The sequence below is a fragment of the Pseudomonas sp. G11 genome (assembly GCF_029457515.1).
GTDB lineage: Bacteria > Pseudomonadota > Gammaproteobacteria > Pseudomonadales > Pseudomonadaceae > Aquipseudomonas > Aquipseudomonas gorinensis.
Genome location: NZ_CP120377.1, coordinates 4,364,229 through 4,384,102 on the forward strand (window position 1 = coordinate 4,364,229; position 19,874 = coordinate 4,384,102).

The 19,874-nt window shown below is 55.8% G+C and carries 12 protein-coding genes and 1 pseudogene; 6 read left to right on the plus strand and 7 right to left on the minus strand.

Annotation, left to right across the window (positions count from 1 at the left end; translation table 11 throughout):
• Nucleotides 1-2: 2 nt before the first annotated feature.
• Together P2T68_RS20215 and P2T68_RS20220 are read left to right on the plus strand one after the other, a co-directional pair.
• Nucleotides 3-983 carry a MoxR family ATPase gene (locus tag P2T68_RS20215; RefSeq protein WP_017530616.1) on the plus strand — a complete coding sequence of 327 codons (981 nt, stop codon included), beginning with the start codon at nt 3-5 and terminating at the stop codon, nt 981-983.
• 7 nt (nt 984-990) lie between these two features.
• Entirely contained in the window at nt 991-4,599 is a 3,609-nt protein-coding gene (locus P2T68_RS20220) for a response regulator (RefSeq protein WP_024075602.1), read from the plus strand.
• An 872-nt stretch (nt 4,600-5,471) separates the two neighbouring features.
• Here the strand turns inward: P2T68_RS20220 and P2T68_RS20225 are convergent.
• Nucleotides 5,472-5,582, minus strand: a pseudogene (locus P2T68_RS20225) (glutathione S-transferase); the annotation flags it as partial.
• Nucleotides 5,583-5,860: 278 nt separating this feature from the next.
• Between P2T68_RS20225 and P2T68_RS20230 the strand changes: the two are divergent.
• From P2T68_RS20230 to P2T68_RS20240, 3 genes are read left to right on the plus strand one after another with little or no spacing between them, the layout of a single operon-like run.
• Nucleotides 5,861-8,281: a TerB N-terminal domain-containing protein gene (locus P2T68_RS20230; protein ID WP_277378196.1), complete on the plus strand. Its 2,421-nt coding sequence runs from the start codon at nt 5,861-5,863 to the stop codon at nt 8,279-8,281.
• The gene (locus P2T68_RS20235) at nt 8,278-9,573 is read left to right on the plus strand and encodes an ATP-binding protein (RefSeq protein WP_277378197.1); all 1,296 of its coding nucleotides are present in this window, start codon (nt 8,278-8,280) and stop codon (nt 9,571-9,573) included. Before P2T68_RS20230 ends, P2T68_RS20235 begins: the two co-directional genes overlap by 4 nt.
• 43 nt (nt 9,574-9,616) lie before the next feature.
• Nucleotides 9,617-11,788: a DEAD/DEAH box helicase gene (locus P2T68_RS20240; protein ID WP_277379764.1), complete on the plus strand. Its 2,172-nt coding sequence runs from the start codon at nt 9,617-9,619 to the stop codon at nt 11,786-11,788.
• Between the two features lie 77 nt (nt 11,789-11,865).
• Here the strand turns inward: P2T68_RS20240 and P2T68_RS20245 are convergent, their stop codons facing one another.
• The 5 genes from P2T68_RS20245 to P2T68_RS20265 all read right to left on the minus strand — a co-directional run bounded on the left by P2T68_RS20245 (nt 11,866) and on the right by P2T68_RS20265 (nt 17,937).
• Nucleotides 11,866-12,906, minus strand: coding sequence for a hypothetical protein (locus P2T68_RS20245; protein WP_277378198.1), 1,041 nt, complete (start codon nt 12,904-12,906; stop codon nt 11,866-11,868).
• Nucleotides 12,906-14,390 carry a hypothetical protein gene (locus P2T68_RS20250; RefSeq protein ID WP_277378199.1) on the minus strand — a complete coding sequence of 495 codons (1,485 nt, stop codon included), beginning with the start codon at nt 14,388-14,390 and terminating at the stop codon, nt 12,906-12,908. The genes P2T68_RS20245 and P2T68_RS20250 overlap by 1 nt, the downstream gene beginning before the upstream one ends.
• Nucleotides 14,391-15,197 (minus strand): hypothetical protein, encoded by an 807-nt coding sequence (locus P2T68_RS20255; protein WP_024075608.1) that lies wholly within the window; start codon nt 15,195-15,197, stop codon nt 14,391-14,393. It abuts the gene before it with no gap.
• A gap of 10 nt (nt 15,198-15,207) precedes the next feature.
• The gene (locus P2T68_RS20260; RefSeq protein WP_277378201.1) at nt 15,208-16,641 is read right to left on the minus strand and encodes a hypothetical protein; all 1,434 of its coding nucleotides are present in this window, start codon (nt 16,639-16,641) and stop codon (nt 15,208-15,210) included.
• A gap of 855 nt (nt 16,642-17,496) precedes the next feature.
• Nucleotides 17,497-17,937 carry a hotdog fold domain-containing protein gene (locus tag P2T68_RS20265; RefSeq protein ID WP_024075610.1) on the minus strand — a complete coding sequence of 147 codons (441 nt, stop codon included), beginning with the start codon at nt 17,935-17,937 and terminating at the stop codon, nt 17,497-17,499.
• 162 nt (nt 17,938-18,099) lie between these two features.
• Here P2T68_RS20265 and P2T68_RS20270 point away from each other — a divergent pair, with 162 nt between their 5' ends.
• The gene (locus P2T68_RS20270) at nt 18,100-18,720 is read left to right on the plus strand and encodes a TetR/AcrR family transcriptional regulator (protein WP_069075952.1); all 621 of its coding nucleotides are present in this window, start codon (nt 18,100-18,102) and stop codon (nt 18,718-18,720) included.
• Nucleotides 18,721-18,726: 6 nt separating this feature from the next.
• On the opposite strand, the gene P2T68_RS20275 is transcribed toward P2T68_RS20270, so the two are convergent.
• Nucleotides 18,727-19,521, minus strand: a complete 795-nt coding sequence (locus P2T68_RS20275) for an SDR family oxidoreductase (protein ID WP_069075951.1) — start codon at nt 19,519-19,521, stop codon at nt 18,727-18,729.
• Nucleotides 19,522-19,874: the final 353 nt, after the last annotated feature.

Consider the following 19,874-nt stretch of genomic DNA (forward strand, 5'->3'; position numbering starts at 1 on the left):
ACATGACCCAGTGGCACATTTTTTCGGGTGAGCGCAAACCTGCGACCGTTACCCTGCCTCCCGCACCACCGTGGCGCACTTTCGTCGAACCGGCCGCCGATCAACTGTACGACTGCGGATCAGTCGAGGATGACGACCGCTACTGGGATCATGCTAGGGCCTACCAGACGCCGCCCGCAATCATCGATGCGATCAACGCCGCCCTGATTCTCCGTCGTCCATTATTGGTCACCGGCCCTCCAGGCACCGGAAAAAGCTCGCTGATCTACCGTATCGCCTACGAACTGAAACTGGGCCCGGTGCTGGTCTGGCCGGTGAATTCGCGCACGACCCTGGAAAATGGCCTGTACGACTACGATGCCATCGGCCGCCTGCGCGACCAGAGCCTGAGCGGCGGCTCGGCGCCGGACATTGGCAAGTACATTCGCCTGCAAGCCCTCGGTACAGCGTTGCTGCCGTCGAAGCGCCCGCGGGCGCTGCTGATCGATGAACTCGACAAGGCAGACCCTGACCTGCCCAACGACCTGCTCAACGCGCTGGAAGAGGGCTGGTTCGAGATCCCAGAGTTGCAGCGAGATGAATGCGAAGAGGTGGAGGTACGGGTCGCATCGTCCGCCAAGGTCATGACAGCACAGGTTGAGAAAGCCAGGATCAGGGGCGGACGGGTGCAGTGCCATGAGTTTCCGTTCATCGTCTTCACCAGCAACGACGAACGGGAGTTCCCTGCGGCATTCTTGCGCCGCTGCATTCGCATCGAATTGCAGGCACCGGATGACAAGGCGCTGACGAAGATCGTCGAAGCACAGATGGGGAGCGAGGCCGCCGCCAAGGTGCAGAAGTACATCTCGGAATTTGCCGAGAACGATACGGTCAGCGCCACCGACCAGCTGCTGAACGCTGCCTACCTGATCCACAAGGTCAACCAGGGCACGCCTGACGAAGCGCAGAAGTTTTACGACCTGCTGACCCGCCCACTGAGCTGACACGACCATGCTCGACACGTTGATAAAGGCGTTGCGCGAAAGTGGCGCGTCGGTGGACAGCGACAGTATCGCCAACACACTGTGGCTGCGAATGGCCATGGGCGCGCATAACGCCGCAGAGAAGCCGCTCGCGCAGCGCCCCAGCGAGCCTGCATGGCAGGAAGACGTGGAGGCGCCCATCGACACGTCTACTAGCACGCCCGCCCTGCCGGCCACGGTCGAGAGCCCGCCTCCAACCTCGCCAGTCGTCGATGACATCCCGCTCGTCCCGACTGCCGCAAGCCCGGTCGCGGGACAGACGGCAGCGCTTGGCGTTCTTCCCTCGCTGCCCGAGCGCGCCGCGTTCAAGCGCGCAGTGAAGCAACTGCGCTCACAACACCGCCAACCTTCGCAACGGCTCGACGAACGGGCGATGGTCCGAAGCGTCGCCGAGGACAGCCTGCAAGCACTGAAGCCGGTGTTCATGCCAGGTTCGCGCCGCTCGCTGCGTCTGAGCCTGATCAGGGAACGCAGCGGCACCAACGCCCTGTGGACGCAGCCGTTAGATGAGCTGGCGGCATTGTTCCATGGCCAGGGCACCTTCAAGTTGCAGCGCGAGTGGTCGCTGGGCGAGCGCGAAGCCGGCGCAGAAGCGCCCATGGCGGTGCTTAGTGAACTCGACCGGCAAGGCCAGCCCATCGGCGTCGAGCGGTCGGCAGAGCGCATCAAATGGTGGCCTGGGGAGATCATCCTGATCGCCAGCGACTTCACCAGCAACGGATGGTGGGACGGCACCTACCTGAAACTGCTGCGCGGCCTGGCGGCGCGCCAGCCGGTTGCGCTGCTGCACACCCTGCCCGGCCGCTTATGGTCACGGACCTGGACCGGCACCCCGGACGCCTCAGTCAGCAGCGCACGGGCATTGGTTCCTGCACGCGCGCTGGATGTCCGCGTACTCCACCTCAGCAACGCTGCGGTACGCGACGATGCCCGGCTGGCCATTCCCTTGGTCGAACTGGCGGTTCAGCCCTTGAGTGCTTGGGCCAGGCTGCTGATGGGGCGCGCAGGGTCGATGGCCGCCATCCTGCTGGATGAGCGTGAACCGGAAGTGCCAGCGGCGGATGAGGTGCAAGAGCAGACGTCGCCTCCTGTGGACGCCAAGCGCCTGGCCATGCAATACCGCATGGCGTCGTCCCCCCTTGCCCGACTACTTGCCCAGCACCTGTCGGTGACCGCACCGCTGAGCTTCCCGGTGATGCGCTGGGTACAGCAGGCGATGCTGCCACACTCGGATACCTCGCATTTGGCCGAATTTGTCCTCGGTGGCTTGCTGAAAGTACAGCCCTCATCCGCTGACACCCCAGCCGATACCCTGACCTACGATTTCATCGAAGGCGTGCGCCCCCTGTTGCAGCAAGGCATGCCCAAGGTCTTGGGGCTGGAGACGCAGTTGCTCGTCGGACGCTATCTGGAACGCATGCATGACAGCACCCTGGACATGCGTGCGGTGGTAGAGACCTGGAGTGACGAACAGTTGCACGAGCTGTCGTCCGAGCACCAAGCATTCGCCATGGTTTCCCGGGGGTTTCTCGAACGGATCGGCCTGCGGCCGCGCGCGACCAGCAGCACAGCGCAAAAACCCGGAAAGCCGACACCAGTACATTCTACGGAGCCCGACCCGGACCAAGGATCACCTGCGCCCAAACCAGCTCCACCCTTGCAGTCCGCACAGAACCAGTGGACACGCACGTTGCGTGAACCGGTCCAGGAACTGCAATGGTCGCCTTTCGATGAAGAACGCCTGGCGATTCGCACCTTCAGCGGGATCGATCTCTGGCGACCGGCCCACGAAACCGACAGCAGGACCCTGCGCCAGCAGAAAAACGTCGCCAGCATCAGAAAACCGACCTTGGTCCTGTACTGGTGGGTGCCGGCAGGGCCTGAGGACGAAGGCGGAAAGCTCGAAGCCATCAAGATGATCGTTCGTCGCCTCAGCGAAGCACTGATGGCGCGCCTGCCGGGTCGTGTCCGGATCAAGCGGCTGCGCAATCCCATCGTGTTGAACAACCGGCGAAATCCGGCTCAGGCCTTGTTGATATTCCAGACGAGCGAGTATTCACGCTGGGCCCATGCCCAACCGCTGCAGTTTACCGCGATAGAACGTTTCATCGCGCGCAAGAACATCCTCTCCTCTTGCGTGGAGATGGGCGCAAAGCGTTCCGCCCATCCTCTGATCCACAAAACCATTCACCTGAAAGAGCGTGATCTGCAGGCATCTGGGTACCTATCGACTTCTGAGTTCTGGGCGAAGCTGAGTTGGCTGACCAATACACTTTGCAAACGAATACAGCGGTTGTTACCTACGGAGAACGAGCCGATAACGGCCATGACGTGGCTCTCGGAGAACCAGATCGGCATCGCAAGCCATGATGGTGCGGCAACGACAGTGGCCGCATTGAATGTGGGTCGCAAAAGCCTGAGTGGCGACATCGACAGCGGGCTGCTGGCCTTCCATCGTTCGTCAATTCCGTTGACTCACCTGTTCGTCCGTCCCGCACTCGAAACACCTCGCGGGTCTCGAAACGAGCAGCCCGGTGCGGAGCAATTGGTCTGCATGGATGCGCAAGGCTCGACCTACATCAAGCGCGACCGAGAGGATCAAAACGCCCCTCTGAAAGAGGTGATTTCAGGTGAAGGCATCCCACGACGACCGGTCTTTTCACCCTTGGACCGGCGCTGGTGGATCGCAGGAGAGGAACCCCGCTTGCTGTCCCCCAGCACTGCCAGAAAACTCCACCCCCCCGAAGTCCCCCTGCTGTCCATCTGCGACCTGCGCAAGGAGGACAACGTGCATACCTTGTTGCATGACCAGATATTTGCCGGCTGGACGCTGGATGACTCCGTCTTCGCCATTACCGCGGCAGGCTTCCTGCACCAGGGTTCGATCCATGATATGCGGGTTTCCAACCGCACGTCGCAGCCGTTGCTCGACCGGCAACCCCGGTACCTTAACGGCATCTTGCGAGAGGCGGCGGCAAGCGCCGATGGCCATCGCTTCGCCACGTTGACTGCGTATGGACGTCTGGACCTATGGGACACCCTGAGCATGACCCGACTGAACAGCTGGCAGGTCATCACCGCGCTCGCCGAGGTCAGGCATGTGAGGCTGGGACTTTCGGCGACCGGGCAACGCATCGCGTTCAGCGATGGCAGGACGGTGAGGGTGTTCGAGGAGCCACTGTCGGCCATTAGCGACAGTCGCTGGATGCGTCAGGTCCTGTGGGTCGACGATCGGCCGGGTAACAACGAGTGGGAGCGCCACGCTCTGGCCTCCCAACAAGTGCGCTGCACCTTGGCGCTGTCCACCGACGAGGCCTTGGAGACGCTTGAGAAGCGCCGTTTTGCCGTGATCATTTCCGATATGGGCCGTAGGGAGGGATCGGCTGAAGGCTATGTCTTGCTCAAGGCCCTGCGCGAAGCAGGCAACCTGACCCCTTATTTCATCTACGCCAGCTCAGATCTGCCTGAACACCACGATCTGGCGCTGCAGAATGGCGCTCAAGGGTCCACGAGCAAGTCGGACAAACTGCTGCGGTGGGTCATGGAGTGCATCGATGGCCCCAGCGTCAAAGCGTAAGTGCCCTGATGCCCACAGCGCTGTCAGCTACTAGCTCTCGATCAGCCCTCCAGCCCCGCGTTTAACTGCTCGCTATGAAGGGTGAAGTTCATTTCGTTCAACAGTATCGGCTCAGGCGGATTTCACGCCGGCTTCGGCGCGCCCAGCAAGTGCCGTGGCCGTTGCAGGCCAGCGCGACATAAACGTTCGGTCGTAACTCGCAGAAGAACGGAATCACGCTCCAGAAGTACGATACTCGCCTGTTCAGCTGCGGCCATCGGCAGGTCAGGGTGCCGTAGGGGAAAATCGACAGCATGCGCCCCAGAAGTAAGTTGAAATAAGCACCGGGTGGATAGTTGGCGAGAATCAGCTGGTTGATAAAGGGGGCAAAACTGGGGGCACGATTCGATTTTTTCGGGTGATAACTACCGTCCTAGAGCCCAGTCAAAATGTTTTTCGGCGATCCTGAGAGTCTCTAGGCGTCGTCGGGCAGGCTGTTCATCTGATCATTTTTGCCTTTCCACAAACCATGGAGCTCCATCCACTTCCAGTGGATTGGTACATTGGGGGCACATCTGAGGGCATGCTTTGGATGTTTTGAAAAGGATGCCCTCAGTCTAAGGCTCAACAGTTCCGTTCTCGAAAAGTCTCCCCGGCGTCGTTCCCAGCCGCCGTGAGCGCTAGTCGATAACTTCAGTTAATAGCTGAGAACCTCCATACGAGAAGAAGTGAGGAGTCGTGTGATCGACAATGATGGTAGCGCACCATCATTCGGCCAAGACGACAGCGGCACGTGATCGTTTCCAACGATGCCGAGGGCCAGCAGGACACTGCATCAGGGCGCCCCTACGCCACCCCGTGGCACCTATGCCCTGCAGGAGGGATCCGGCAAGTTCGCTCAAGCGCTGGAAATAATCCGCCACTGCCGGCAACCACGGATGCTCGAACGGCGTGTCGAACCAGCGATTAACCGAGCGTCCCACAGGAATATCCGCCTGGGTATATGGTCCGTATCTACTAATGGGGGCGGAAGGCTTCGTTAGACTCAAGTTGTTGTCAGGCAGGTCTCACTACTGATGCTTGAAATTACTGAGGATGGCTCACGTAAACGCCGTGACGTTCAGATGAAATGCGTTAAGCATCAAATCTTGAGCTGAAATGACCTACATCCAAGATCGTTCAACTTTCCGATCATCTGCTCAGCCAAGCCATTGGCTCAAGCGTTAGAAATATTGGATACTGCCATTGCGCCAGCACCCATTTTTCAAGGTTGAAATGACACATGGCAAGGAAGAAAGCAAAAAACTCCGGTGGCACCGGCATACTTATTATTTTTGCTCTGGCATTCAGTGCTCTCGCTGCTATCCCAAAAAATGCCTGGATAGCGATCGGTGTCATAGCGGGTATCGGCACCATTATGTGGCTGCTGGCCGAACGCGGAAAACGCCGGCTCAATCAGCTTCAAGCATCCGCTGCAAAGAATGTACGCCCGCAACAGCCACAAAGCTTGGGCGTAACGTTTTCCATGCGTGAAGTCTCGACGAGCAATAGGGACAATGAGGAAAGCCCCGAGTTTTATACGGTGCAACTCGGCTCTCCCCCTGCCAATACCTTTAAAATTCCAAGTATCAGCTCACAGAAGGCCGACGCCCGCTGGGTGCCTGCTGGCGAAATCATCGAAGTTGCCGGCTTCTCCCTGCCTGGCGGCATGTTTTATATCGGGAGCACACTCGGTAGCACACATGATGCTCAAGAGCCTTCACTGATCAACCCAAAGCTTCGGATTGCCAAGAACTACGTCGACCTCAATGAGCGACTGATGTCTTATTGGCCGAGCTTTCACTCCATTACACCGCAAGCGCGACGCGGATACCTGCAATGGCTCGCAGGTGGGCGTAGTGATCCGTTGGCGGATACCGGCTATGTATTTTTGTTTTTCTACGGTTTAGAACGTCGAGCCCTCATTGATCCCATTTACGATTCAAAGGTCATTAATGAGGTTCCTCTAATAGTCGACGAGGTCCGGCGTCTACTGAGTATTTATAGAGGAAATGGGTCATTCCGAGGCTATGCAGAAGGCTTCCTTGACTACCTAGGCAACCGCGCTGTTGACGCGAATCTCTACCTTGGCCTGCCACCCAATGTTGCCGAACACAGCTACGAAATGCCTTTGCCGCTGCGCATTGGTTTAGGTCAGCACGCAGCCAATAAGCATCCGCTGAATGCCGATTGGGCACTGGCATGGGCGTTGGCTGACCCCAACATCAGTAAACGCACGCCAGTCATACGCTGCAAAGATGTGTTTTCACGCTTGTTCAAGCTCAAGTACGAAAACACTTATCCTGCGGGCCTGACATTGGCGCAGAACAAAACCAAGCTGAAGGCCAGCTATCGCCCTGCCTCTGCCGTAATAAAGGCCCCCACGCTTACCCTGGGGGATCTACCTGACATCATGGCAACCTCGGGCACACGTAAAATTTTGCAACTGCTGGTCGAGCAATGCACCAGCGAAGTTGAGCCCTACAGCCGTTATTTGGGAAGAAACCCTGAAAGCGCAGAGGCACTTGAGGGGCTCCTGCAGCTTCCTGTCGCGCTCTGGCCGAAGGCAGCCCACGATGAATTGGATGAGTTGCGGTCTAGGATTGGTAACGACCTGATCGTCATGAGTTTTGGAGAGCTCGCAGGACGCTTTAAAAGCGCGGGCGCGTTGTCTCGAGACAAAGTACTCGCTCTGGCCCGCGCATTGGAGTCGCTGCATATTGGAATGGAACCCGACGTACTGGGTGGTAGCAAGACGCCAAAAGCCGAGGACCGGATCGCGTTGTTTGTAACCCAGCCTGAAGATGGATCACTCCGTGCGTCTGCTGCATACAACGCTGCATCGGTAACCCTTGATTTGGCCAGTGCGGTGGCTTCGGCCGACGGTGATACCTCCAACGAAGAAATCACACTGCTTGCTCAGCATATCGATTCATGGAGTCACTTGAGCGGTGCTCATCACAAACGCCTCAAAGCGCATCTGCAAATCCAACTCCAACAACCGCCCACGCTTGCCAGCCTTAAGAAAAAGCTCGATCCCTTGCCCGTCGATGCAAAACGCACCATTGCCGCCTTCCTCGCTCATCTGGCGCAGGCCGATGGCATCGTCAGCCCTGCGGAAGTGAAGTTGCTGGAGCGTGTGTATAAGGTACTGCAATTGGATAGCCAGTTGCTTTACAGCGACCTCCATGGGGCGGCAGCCGGTGCGGGTATTGCCGCGACGCCTGCCACCACTTCCCCATCCGCCGAACCCGGCGCGCAGCCTGCCTCATCTTCGAAACAAGGTTTCGTCCTTGATCATGATCGGATTGCACAGCTTCAGCGGGAGACGGCGGAGGTCTCCGCCCTCCTCGCCAAGGTGTTCACTGAGGATCAGGTTGAGGAGGCGGAGAGGCCGACTGAAAGCGCTGAACCGAATTCTGAGTCGAGCGCGGACGTGCCTGGGCTTGACCTAGAACACTCGGCCTTCCTCCGCCTGTTGATCTCTCGCCTGGAATGGAGCCGCGCAGAACTGGAAACCGCTGCCAGCGACATGGAGCTGATGCTCGATGGCGCTCTGGAACAAATCAACGACATGGCTTTTGAACGATTCGACATGCCCGTCACAGAAGGCGACGACCCGGTCGAGATAAACACAGACATCCTGGAAGAATTAGCCCTATGAGCACTATCAGAGCCAAGGATCGCGATGCGGTCATTCAATCGTTACGCGCGGGCGTAGTGCCACGTGTTGGTCAGCACCTGATTCAGGTTGGCCGTGTAGGTGAGCTTGATGCTCTGATCAAGGATGTCGAACGCCTGGTGGAAAGCGGATCAGCGTTTCGGGTGGTGATAGGCGAGTACGGCGCAGGTAAAACGTTCTTTCTGAACCTGGTTCGTGCTATCGCCATGGAACGAAAACTCGTGACCATGCATGCCGACTTGAACCCTGACCGCCGGTTACACGCCACTGGGGGGCAAGCTCGCTCGCTTTACTCCGAACTGGCCAAGAATATGTCAACGCGCACAAAGCCTGACGGTGGTGCCATGCAAGGCATCGTGGAGAAATTCATCTCCCAGGCCAAAACAGAAGCCAAGGCAGCGGGTACCGACAGCGAGACAGTAATTCGTAAACACTTGGCCGAATTGACCGAAATGGTTAATGGCTATGACTTTGCCGAGGTGATCGCTGCCTACTGCCGCGGCTTTGAGGAAGGCAATGAGCAACTGAAGGCGGACGCCATTCGTTGGCTACGCGGAGAATTCACCACCAAAACCGATGCCCGCGCTGCCCTGGGCGTGCGGACGATCATTGACGACGCCTCCGTCTACGACCAGCTCAAATTGCTTTCCAGGTTCGTCAGACTCGCAGGGTTCGGTGGCCTGATGATATGCCTCGACGAACTGGTTAACCTCTACAAACTGGCGAATACGCAGGCTCGTAATGCCAACTACGAACAGATCCTCCGCATCCTCAACGACTCATTGCAAGGGTCATCCGAAGGATTGGGTTTCGTGCTAGGTGGCACGCCCGAGTTTTTGATGGACACTCGTCGAGGGTTATTCAGCTACCCCGCCCTGCAGTCGCGATTGGCTGAGAACTCGTTTGCCAAAACCGGACTGGTGGATCTCTCGGGGCCGGTCATTCGCCTTACCAGTCTTACCCCTGAAGACTTCTACGTACTGCTTCAAAAACTCCGCCACGTATATGCCGGCGGCGATGCCGAAAAGTATTTGCTGCCTGACGAGGCGCTTCCTCTGTTTATGGCTCACTGCAACCAACGCCTAGGGGAAGCCTACTTCCGCACACCGCGCACCACAATCACAGCGTTCATCAATCTACTGGCCATCCTGGAGCAAAACCCAGGGGCCGATTGGCGAACACTGCTAGGGGCGGTCGAGGTCGCCAAGGATTCCGGCGGTGAGGATGATATGAAGGTCGATGCGGACGATGAACTTGCCACCTTCACACTCTGATTCATCAGGCTTCGAACAGCTAGAGCCCCGAATCCAGCGCTGGATTTGGGCTGAAGGTTGGACCTCCCTTCGCGACGCTCAGGAATGGGCCGTGCCTGTTTTGGTGCACGCCGATCAGGACGTCATCATCGCCGCAGCAACAGCCGCTGGCAAAACCGAAGCCGCCTTCTTGCCCATCCTGACGAATCTGCTCAATAACGATGATCCGCCTGGCGCGGTGCTGTATATCAGTCCGCTCAAGGCCTTGATTAACGATCAATGGGACAGGTTAAGCCGACTCTGTGAGCAGCTTGAGATCCCTGTTGTCGCTTGGCACGGAGATGTTTCATCCAGCAAAAAACACCGTTTTCTCAAATCATCTGAAGGCGTGCTGCTGATCACTCCCGAATCTCTTGAAGCATTGTTCGTCAACCGTGGCTCAAGTCTCGGCGGGGTATTCCAACACCTGCGCTATATCGTCGTGGACGAACTACACGCTTTCATCGGCAGTGAGCGAGGCAAACAACTTCAGTCATTGATGCACAGGGTTGAACTTGCTGCGGGGAGGCGCCTTCCTAGGGTTGGGCTTTCAGCCACCCTCGGCGATATGAAGATGGCGTCAGCGTTTTTGCGCCCAGCCAATGCCGATAACGTTACCGTTATTGAATCGAAAAACGCTAACCAGACACTTCAGGTGCAAGTTCGCGGCTACATTCAGCCGCCAATGAGCGAGCTTAAAAAGAAACCTGCTCAACCCAATGAGCAGGAGGGGAATGAAGACGAAACGGAAAATGAGGCAAGCCCCGACTTCGCGATTGCTGAGCATCTCTACCAGGTACTACGCGGCAGCAATAACTTGATATTCCCGAATAGTCGGTCCCAGGTTGAATGGTACGCAGACCAACTTCGCCGACGATGCGAGAAAGACGGCGTGCCCAACGAGTTCTGGCCTCATCACGGCAGTCTCTCGAAAGACTTGCGGGAGCAGGCTGAACATGCGCTGAAAGCCGGAGACCGGCCAGCATCGGCGATTTGCACTACAACCCTTGAACTCGGAATAGACATCGGCAGTATCAAAACGGTGGTGCAAATTGGTGCCCCACCTTCCGTGGCAAGTCTGCGTCAACGTTTAGGGCGTTCCGGCAGACGCCCAGGAGAGAAAGCAACGTTACGCGCTTACTGTAAAGAATCACCGCTCACGGATAAATCTGGCTTATCCGACCAATTACGCCAAGGGTTGGTACAAACAATTGCCATGGTTCGACTGCTGACCAGAGGTTGGTTTGAACCTCCCAGAGCGCAGGGCATTCATGCCTCCACCTTGGTTCAGCAATGCCTTTCTATCATTGCTCAATGCGGCGGCGCTTCGGCTGCCGACCTATGGAAAAACTTGATTACTGAAGGCGCATTTCAAGGTATTGAAAAACCGGACTTTGTGAAACTACTCAAATCTCTTGGGGAGCACGAATTGATTGTCCAGGACAGCTCAGGATTGCTGCTGCCTGGAACAGTTGGTGAGCGCATGATCAATCACTATGAGTTCTACAGCGCATTCACTAGCGATGAAGAATTCCGTCTGGTATGCGACGGTAAAGCCTTGGGCTCGGTCCCCGTTAGCCGTCCGCTGACCAAAGACCAACGCATTATCTTCGGTGGCCGTCGATGGCAGGTGCGTGATGTTGACCTGCAGGCCAAGGTCATCATCGTCTCAGCGGCACGCGGCGGTGCTCCTCCACAGTTCGATGGCTTGGGCGCAATGGTACATGACGCCGTACGCGCGGAGATGCGAGCAGTCTTAGCGGACTCCAGCCCCTGCCCTTTTATCGATCATGGTGCCAAAGCTTTACTCGAAGAGGCCCGGAAAACTTTTGCCTTATTGGGGCTTGGTGAGCGTTACCTTATCGAGTCGGGTGGGAAATGTTATTTGATTAGTTGGTTGGGTGATTACGCTAATGATGCATTAAGGCTGTTGCTTAATCATGCGGGCCTTTTTTGTGATAACTCGGGTCTGGCTATAGAAATCGATGCGAATATCGATCAGGCAAAAGAGGCACTTGCGGTTGTTGGAGGCCTGGACCCAAGTGACCTCAATTCGATTTTGGAGGACGTACAGAACATGTTGCGCGAAAAGTGGGATTGGGCGTTGCCGGAATCGTTGCTCGTGAAGTCTTTTGCTTCCATATCGCTCGATATCTCAACCGCTGTTTGCTTTGCCCAAAGACAGTCGATGAGCTGAATCTAAACCTTGAGAGTTTGGTGTTGTTCGGACAATCTCCTGTCCGAACAACACCACGGTATTTCAAGACGAATCCCTTACCGCCTGACTTCCACTTTGTAAAATAAATTCTCAACTGTCAGCCGGCGCCGATCAGACGTAACTGCATCCTGAATCTGGCTAGCCAAACGCACGTAGTACTTACACTCTTTTTGTGAACCCAAATCCGATACCGGTTTAGCCGCTTGAATAAAGCTTTCATAGGTGCGGGTGGTAGAGGACATCAACTCGCCAATACCTGGCAGCGCCATCGCGTCCTCCTGACGGGCAGGCGGCCAGGCAGGTTCGAATGTGAGATTGTTCTCACTGAGTTTGACCGTGAGGAACATCTCCGGCTTGCCCGTGACCTCATTCACCCAACACGGTGGAAGGTCGCCGCCGCGCCCCTTATTTAAGCGGTTCTGCAGAAACTGAACTTGGCCCCGTAAGTCTTTATTCGCTCTCTGCAACTCAACCGGATTTACGCCACTTTTTTCTGCCTGAATCAAGGCCACAGCATGCTTGATTGTTTGCTGGAGTTGATCATTTGTTGTCCCGAAAGCTGCCCCTAGCATGTCTTCCTGAGCCTTTAACGCCGCGACACGCTTCACCACATCGGTAGGCTGCGCGTCGCTTTCGTCATCAGGATCGACAACCAGCTTTTTCAACTGCTCAAACGACATCATGGTTTCTAGTATCAGTTGCTTGGCGTCATCACCTTTCTTCTGGCCAGCCACTTCCATCAACGCTTTTTCGATGGCTGCAAGAGCAGTCAGCTCTTGATCTTTTTGGGTCAAGAGCACTTTCAAGCGATCCAGCTCTGCATTGGCTTTGGAGGCATCTATCAGTTTGCTGATGATCTCATCAGGCTTACGCACACCTAATGCGGTCATACGTGCCTTCAAGGCCTCGGCTACTGTACTGATCGCCTTTTCACGTATATCCAGATCTTGGAAGGCGGCCATTTTCTCATTCAACGCCTGATTTTTATGGGTTAACTTAAAAATCTGGTACCCCATTAGCAACAACAAAATAAAGCAGACGATGATAAAGATTTCGGTAAGTGAGAGCTGAAAAACCTGATCGTTCTTTCCGCTCATCAGGCGGTTCTCGCATCAGCCGGGCGGGCAGGCTCAGCATGTTGATTGGCCGACTCCCCAATCGATACGTCGCCGATCTTAGTGATCAGGGCATCCATCTGGCTGTGAACGGTTTCGATCACACGATTGTGCTGCTCCATACGTGCAGCGATCCCCTGATTCCTTTCATTACTCTCAACCAGTGCCTGGATCAGCGGCGCCAGGCTGAGCTCAAGACGCTCAGCCAAAACGTCTCGGTTGGTCTGAGTGACCTCACGTACACCCTTCAGGGTATCAGTGACTTCAGTACTCAGTCGCTCTACCGTATCGGCGTTTTCGATTCGAATGCTCAGGGCCTCCAGCTTGTCTGCAATGCGCTCAACCGATTGCTGGCGAGTCTTGATTTCGTTGAGGTACTCCTCTTGTTGGTCGTCCAGCGAATCCAGGTACTCTTTCTGCACACGCTCAACGCTGTCCATGACCTCTTTGCTCTGCTGTTTCATCGCATCCACCAGACGCTCCTGGCTGGTCACAATGGCACCTACAGCAACCAGATTCTCATCCAGCGTCTGAGTTTTGGCGTTCAGATTGCGTATGGCCGTGGTGACTTGGCGGGTGGCAGTTTTGACATCTTCGGCGAGGCATGCAACACCTTCACTGACACTGTCCGTTGTGCCTGCCAAGGTATCGATTGAACCACCCAATTTGCGGGTGAACAGGTCATCTGGAAAGATCATTTGCTCTACACGATCACGCGCCATCGTGCCGAAATCCAACGCGTTATCTTCCATCTGACGCAACGTGATGGTGCTCTTTTCGGCCAGTTCATTGATAGTGATCAACAATTTGTCACTGGCTTGCCGAGTGTTTTCCAGGATGAGCGAGAAGGCTTCATTGCTCTGCTGCGTAGCATTGGCAAAGTAAGCATCGGTGGCGGTGATGTTGTGCTCATACAGCGCCTTGACCTGCTCCTTGACACTCTGCACCGCCTCTCGGGAAGCGACACCGACTTTATCCCGGAACACTTCGAGCTGCTGAAAGCTATTGTCAAAGGAGATCGCGAGGTTTTCGGCCGCGTGAATCGCCCGCTCTTCGACACTTCTGACCGCGTCGTTAGCGTCGATACGAAATCCGGTATGAGTAACCCGCGCCAACATACCCAGCGCGGTACTGACCATTGCGGCGCCAAACCGAGTAGCCATTCCATTCAGGTTATCGCCTAGGCTCTCAATATCCAGCAAGCAGATGATGATGCTGGCCACAGTGAATAGAAAGCCCAGGTAGTAAACCGAGTCGGCAAATTTTGCCAGGGTGAGTTGCTTGTCCCATTTTTGTCGAACCGTATAGCCAATGGCCCAATAGCCCACCATCACCGAAAGTGGAAAAACAAACCCTAGCCACTTAGGGTCTTTTAGCAACAGACTGGCAATCGACAGGCTGATTTTCAGTACTACGGCGATCGCAAAGCAGGTGCTGACGCGCCTGATCCATTTATTGACGTCCATTTACAGCCCCTCAACCCGGGAAAACCCTTCCACGGATACACCGTTATCTTGAAAATATTGCTCCCAGAATACGGCCAACTTGTTGCTCTGCAGCGCTTTTTGATCAGCCGCCAACAAATTGATCGCCACACTGCTACCGTTCAGGCCCGGCGCTGCAGCATTTTGCCCATAAGCAGTCTTGCGAAACTCCGCGTACTGCGGCAAGGAGGCCTTATACATGCTGAACTCCGGCATGTTTGCCAGCATGTCCGAGTAAATCACCAGCCTGCGCTCACCTGACACATGCGCACGCTCAAATCCATTGATGCCTACCAGCTGCAGCATCTGGAAAATGGGCGAGTTTTTGCTGCGTTCTTCCAGCGAGATCTTGTGCACGATGTCATCGAACGGCTTTACGAATTTCTGGTTAAAGTCACGATCAACAAACTTTTTGTTATTGGTCTGTTGGTTTCTATCCTTCCACTGCCCAGGATTGCAGCGTTCAAATAACGGTTTTTCATTGCTTTTGAAGTCTTCACCGAGCAGAAACACCGAGAGCAGGTAGCCTTCGGGCAGCTCCTCAGTGACCATTGTTTTCAGCCGTTGGCCTAAAGCAACTTTCTGAGTAAACGGGAACGGCGAGGTGTTGTCGATCAACACCACGTATTGCCCTTTAGGCCCTGTAGACGGGCAAAGAGTCTCCTTATCGAAGGTTTCACGGGTGAAGTTGATATAAATCATCGCGCTGGCCGCAATCAGGGCGACACCACCGAACATTACGCCGACAACTTTACCGGAAAGCCCTTTTTTCTGGGCATAAATTGCCATTCTGCTCTCCTTAAAATAGCTGCTGCAGCGGCTGTACTTGATCGTATTTCTGGTTAAAGGACGATTGGATTCGGGCTCTGATCGTCTCGAGACTGGAGATCATTTCGTGCATCAAGCGTTCTTGTTCGGCCAGTTTTAGCTCGTCCTTTTCGGTGCCAAAGTCGGGCATCTCAGCCTTAACAAAAGTCACCGGCTCGTCGAAATAGGCCGGCGGTGGATTATCGCGAGGGCGGGCCATTTCGTTTTCAATTCGGTATGTCCGAACCAGACTGGTCAGTGTTTCGTCAGCCAGCACCATGCGCTCATCCACAACTTTCTTGATGACCGCTTTTTGGCTCATACTTCGCTTGAAGTTTTGGATGGCGGATGAGGCACGATCAACGTTCTGGTCGATCAGCAGCAAGGATTCGACCTTGCGCTGTTCAAGCACTTGTCGTAACGCCTCAATTACAAAAACATAACTCCGTTGCGCGTCTTCGTAAGCCAGGTAAACCCTCGCGTACCCTGGATAACGATCTGTCCAAGTATAACCTTTATAAACAGCCATCAGCCCGAAAATAACCGTCAGGGCAAATAACGCGCACGTGCTGATGTCCTGAAATGGAAGGACCGACGTGTGGACATAGCCGAGAATCAGCGCAATCGCTGATTGCGATTCATCTTCCAGTTGAGGCAACACAAAACGGAAATACGCAGTTCCTAGACCAACAGTGACCATGCTCAGCAAGGAGGCAACGAACGCGAAATATCCTGCAAAAGCCAGAGAGGGTTTTATATGGTTTTTATAAGTACTGGCCCTACCGAGAAAGAAGCATACAAATACGTTAAATGCCGAAAGCATCAATGCAGTTACAAATCCGCCGACATAACCGCTGGCGATGCCCTCTGAAAACAAAAAGGCGTTTCCCGCCCCCTCAATGACAATCATCGCGATCAGCAGGCCGCCATTCTTCCATTTCGCATCTCCATCGGACGCCTCTGCAAGCCGACCTTGCAACTTGTGCTGCTCGCGAAACGCCTCCAGCGCACGGGCCTTATCCTCAGCTACCTGCTGAAGCTCCGTTAGCTCGCCGTCCATTTTTGAAATGTCTTGATCAGCGTTTCGCTCAAACTCCTCACCCAATGCAATCGTGCGCTTGATCTCCCGGGTCACATCAATCGAGTCCAAGCGGTTATCCAGAATTTTGAGCGACCGCTCGCCGTACTTGAGTATCTGCTCGCGCATTCTTCCGAGCGTCCCTCGAATACTGTGCTCAACATCTGACAACTGGGTCGCTGTACTAGACGGCACACCCGCTGCTCCACGCAGCTTTGCTAGCTCAACAACACGAAGTTCCCGTTGGATTTTCTCAGGATCAATGTTCGGCAGTACATCGCTATCCGGCTCATCCTTCCGACTGAATAGTTGGACGATGAAAGCCAGCAGCTTTCGAAAAAAACTCATTTATGTGAACCACAAAAATCAGAAATGGAGGGGATGCAGAGATAGGAAGGCACTAGGCTGACGCCCAAGAGGACGCACAGAAATAGGTGAGTGTCGCGGCCATCCCTGCGCCAGCGTCGAGTAATGGCCAAATAATGCCAAGCGCTACAGATAAGGGCAACAAATCAGCACAAAAATGTTTAATTTTGGACAAATGGTCAGTGCTGTTCTGGGAATACCAGCCGGCCTGTTCTAGCAAGCCTCGCTTAACAGGCGATCCGCTGGATATTGCCGCATTAACCCCATACTGTCCCGCAGCAGAGAGGCCTCAGCCAATCGCCATACAGCCCTTTGGGCAGGATGACGACTTATGCGTTTTCCATCCTCGGGCCGATGAAAACTGCGCATTAGCGCGTTTGCGTATGCCTTTCTGAAGGGCGTCCTCACTCGCCTGCCGATGCAGCGGGCGAGTGAGCAAGGAGTTAACTTATACGCAAGACGAGATACCCGTCTGCTTACAACGTGTCTAGAAAATCCGGGACGATTCACGTGATGGATGGACGCACACTGAAAGCCACCCAGCTGCACCTTGGTTTTCGGTCAGAAATTGCCATTCGTAATCGCTCGCATATTGGCTGTGATTGGGGGCATAGCCAGGGACAAATTTCGACTTTAAAAAAACGCTGCCCCGCTAATTTGAGGTCCTCATCCCGGAACGGCCCGTCAGGACGTTCCAAACGAAAAGCCGCAATTGACTGCACATTCGATCACACCGCAAGTGACCCCTTATTGGTACGACCGCCCGATGTCGTTCACATCGCGTTGCCTAACCCCGACCCGCCGCTCCTGCCTGGAACGGCGGGTAACCCAGGCGATCTAGCCGACTTTCACATTCATGGTGATGCGTGCCGTAAAGACCTTCACCCCGGCCTCGTCGAAGATATCGACCGGAACAATCTTGTCGCCCGAGGTCTGCCAGTCGATTTCACTACCGTCGGCAATCGCGTGGATGGACGTTTTGGCCTTGGCCAAATATTCGACGCTCATGCCTTTAGGAATCCAGCGAGCGCCGCTGGGGATGGACACTTCGGTCATCATGCCGCCCGCCAGTTCTGCCGCGTTGCACAGCGCGATAGCGTGAACGGACGCCAGGTGATTGGTGATTTCCTTGCGAAACGGCACCTTCACTTCACCGCGGCCGGGGGCCAATACAGAAATTTCCGGGTTGATGGTGCCGAAGTACGGTGCCATCTGGCAGGCCATATTGCTGAAAGCGGACGGACCAACGCTTTGGTACATGCTGAGAGTCTGGCTCATGGGATATCTCGGGTCAGGTGGCTGGAGTCGTGGACAGAACATTACTCAATTACAGAATATTGCTCTGTTACAGAACGATATTCTGTAAATGCTCAGCCTGTCAATCTCTCGTGCCAAGCCTCGGTTTCAATTACCATGGCCCCTTTTTGCCTGGGCCGAAAAATGGAACCTGTCGATCTCCTCGAACGCTGCTACCCAGGCCGTCGTGCCGAGTCCAAGCGGCACATCCTTCGATGTGCCCTGGCGCTGTTCAACCAGCAGGGCATTGAAGCGACCACCATCGACATCATCCGTGCCGAAAGCCAGATGAGCGTGGGGGCCATTTATCATCATTTCGAGAACAAGGAAGGCTTGGTCGCGGCGTTGTACATGACCGCCCTGGACGATCAGGCGCGCCTCAGGGACAGCTACCTTGCCGCTGTGACGTCGACCAAGGAATGGGTGCATGCTCTGGTGTTCAGCTACGTGGATTGGGTGGTCAGCCAACCCGATTGGGCGCGCTTCCAGTACCAGGCGCGCTTTGCGGTTGCACGCAGCAGCTTCAACGAGCGGCTCGCCGAGGCGAATCTCGCCAGGAACGCCGCACTCAAGAAGTGGTTCAGCGACCCGGCCCACCGGCAGAATTTGCAGGCCCTGCCCTCCGAGCTGATACCGTCACTGATCATCGGTTCGGCGGAGAGCTACTGCCGCGCCTGGCTCTCTGGCCGCGTCCAACGCAACCCTGGGCTCTTGCGGCAGCAGCTTGCAGATGCGGCCTGGCGCGCAGTAGGACGTGAGGACTAAAGGCCGTCAGACAATATCGTCTACCACACCACCGTCGACTCTGAGCGCAGCGCCAGTGGTGGCTGATGCTTGCGTCGAGCAGACATAAACGATCATGTTGGCCACTTCTTCCACGCTGGATGCGCGCTGGATGATCGAGCTTGGGCGATGTTGCATGACGAACTCGGTGACCACCGACTCAAGGGATTTCCCGCTGCGTTCGACCTGGCCCTTCATCATTTCAGCGACGCCGTCGGACAGCGTTGGCCCAGGCAGCACGCTATTGACGGTCACGCCACTGCCCGCGACACGTTTGGCCAAGCCACGCGCCAATGCCAATTGGGCGGTCTTGGAGACGCCGTAGTGGATCATGTCTGCGGGAATATTGCGGGCGGACTCGGAAGCAACGAACACCACCCGCCCCCACCCGCGCGCAACCATGGCCGGCAGCAGCGCACGGCTCAAGCGCACGCCCGACATCACGTTGGTGTGCCAATAGTGGTCCCAAACGTCATCGCCGGTCTCAAAGAAGTCCTGAGGCCCATAGATGCCTGCATTGTTCACCAGGATGTCGATATCACTGACACCGGCCAGCAAGGTGGCGACACCTTCGGCGGTGCTCAGGTCTGCGGCCACACCGCTGACACTCGCATCGGGCACTGCCAACAGCAAACGCACTACCGCCTCGTTCACCGAACGCTCACTGCGGCCGTTGATAACAACGGCAGCGCCCGCTTCGGCAAGCCCTTTGACCACTGCAAAACCAATGCCGCCCGTCGAGGCGGTAACCAGTGCGCGTTTAGCCTTCAACTGAATATTCATGATTTCTCCGTCAGGCATGGACGGGCTTTTATGCCCGCCATCAGTTCCAACCGTTGTGTGAAACAAAGCGACCCTGTATGGCTTAGCCGCTCTTGGATAAATGTCAATTCAGGTGGGTGAGCCACGAAACTCGGGGGTGAGGGGCTGCGAGGGAAACTATTACTTTGCCATCAGTGGCCGCGAGCATAGTCTGAACGTGCCCGCTTCGCGCTCGGTCGTGGAGGATGTCAGCCAACTGAGCGACCGGCAGGCTCACGCCGCGAGCCGCGCCCACTCCATACCGCCAATTCCAGAAACGCCCCGTCACCTTTATCATCGCGCGGCGCGGAGTGGTTGGATGTCTCTTCCCCACC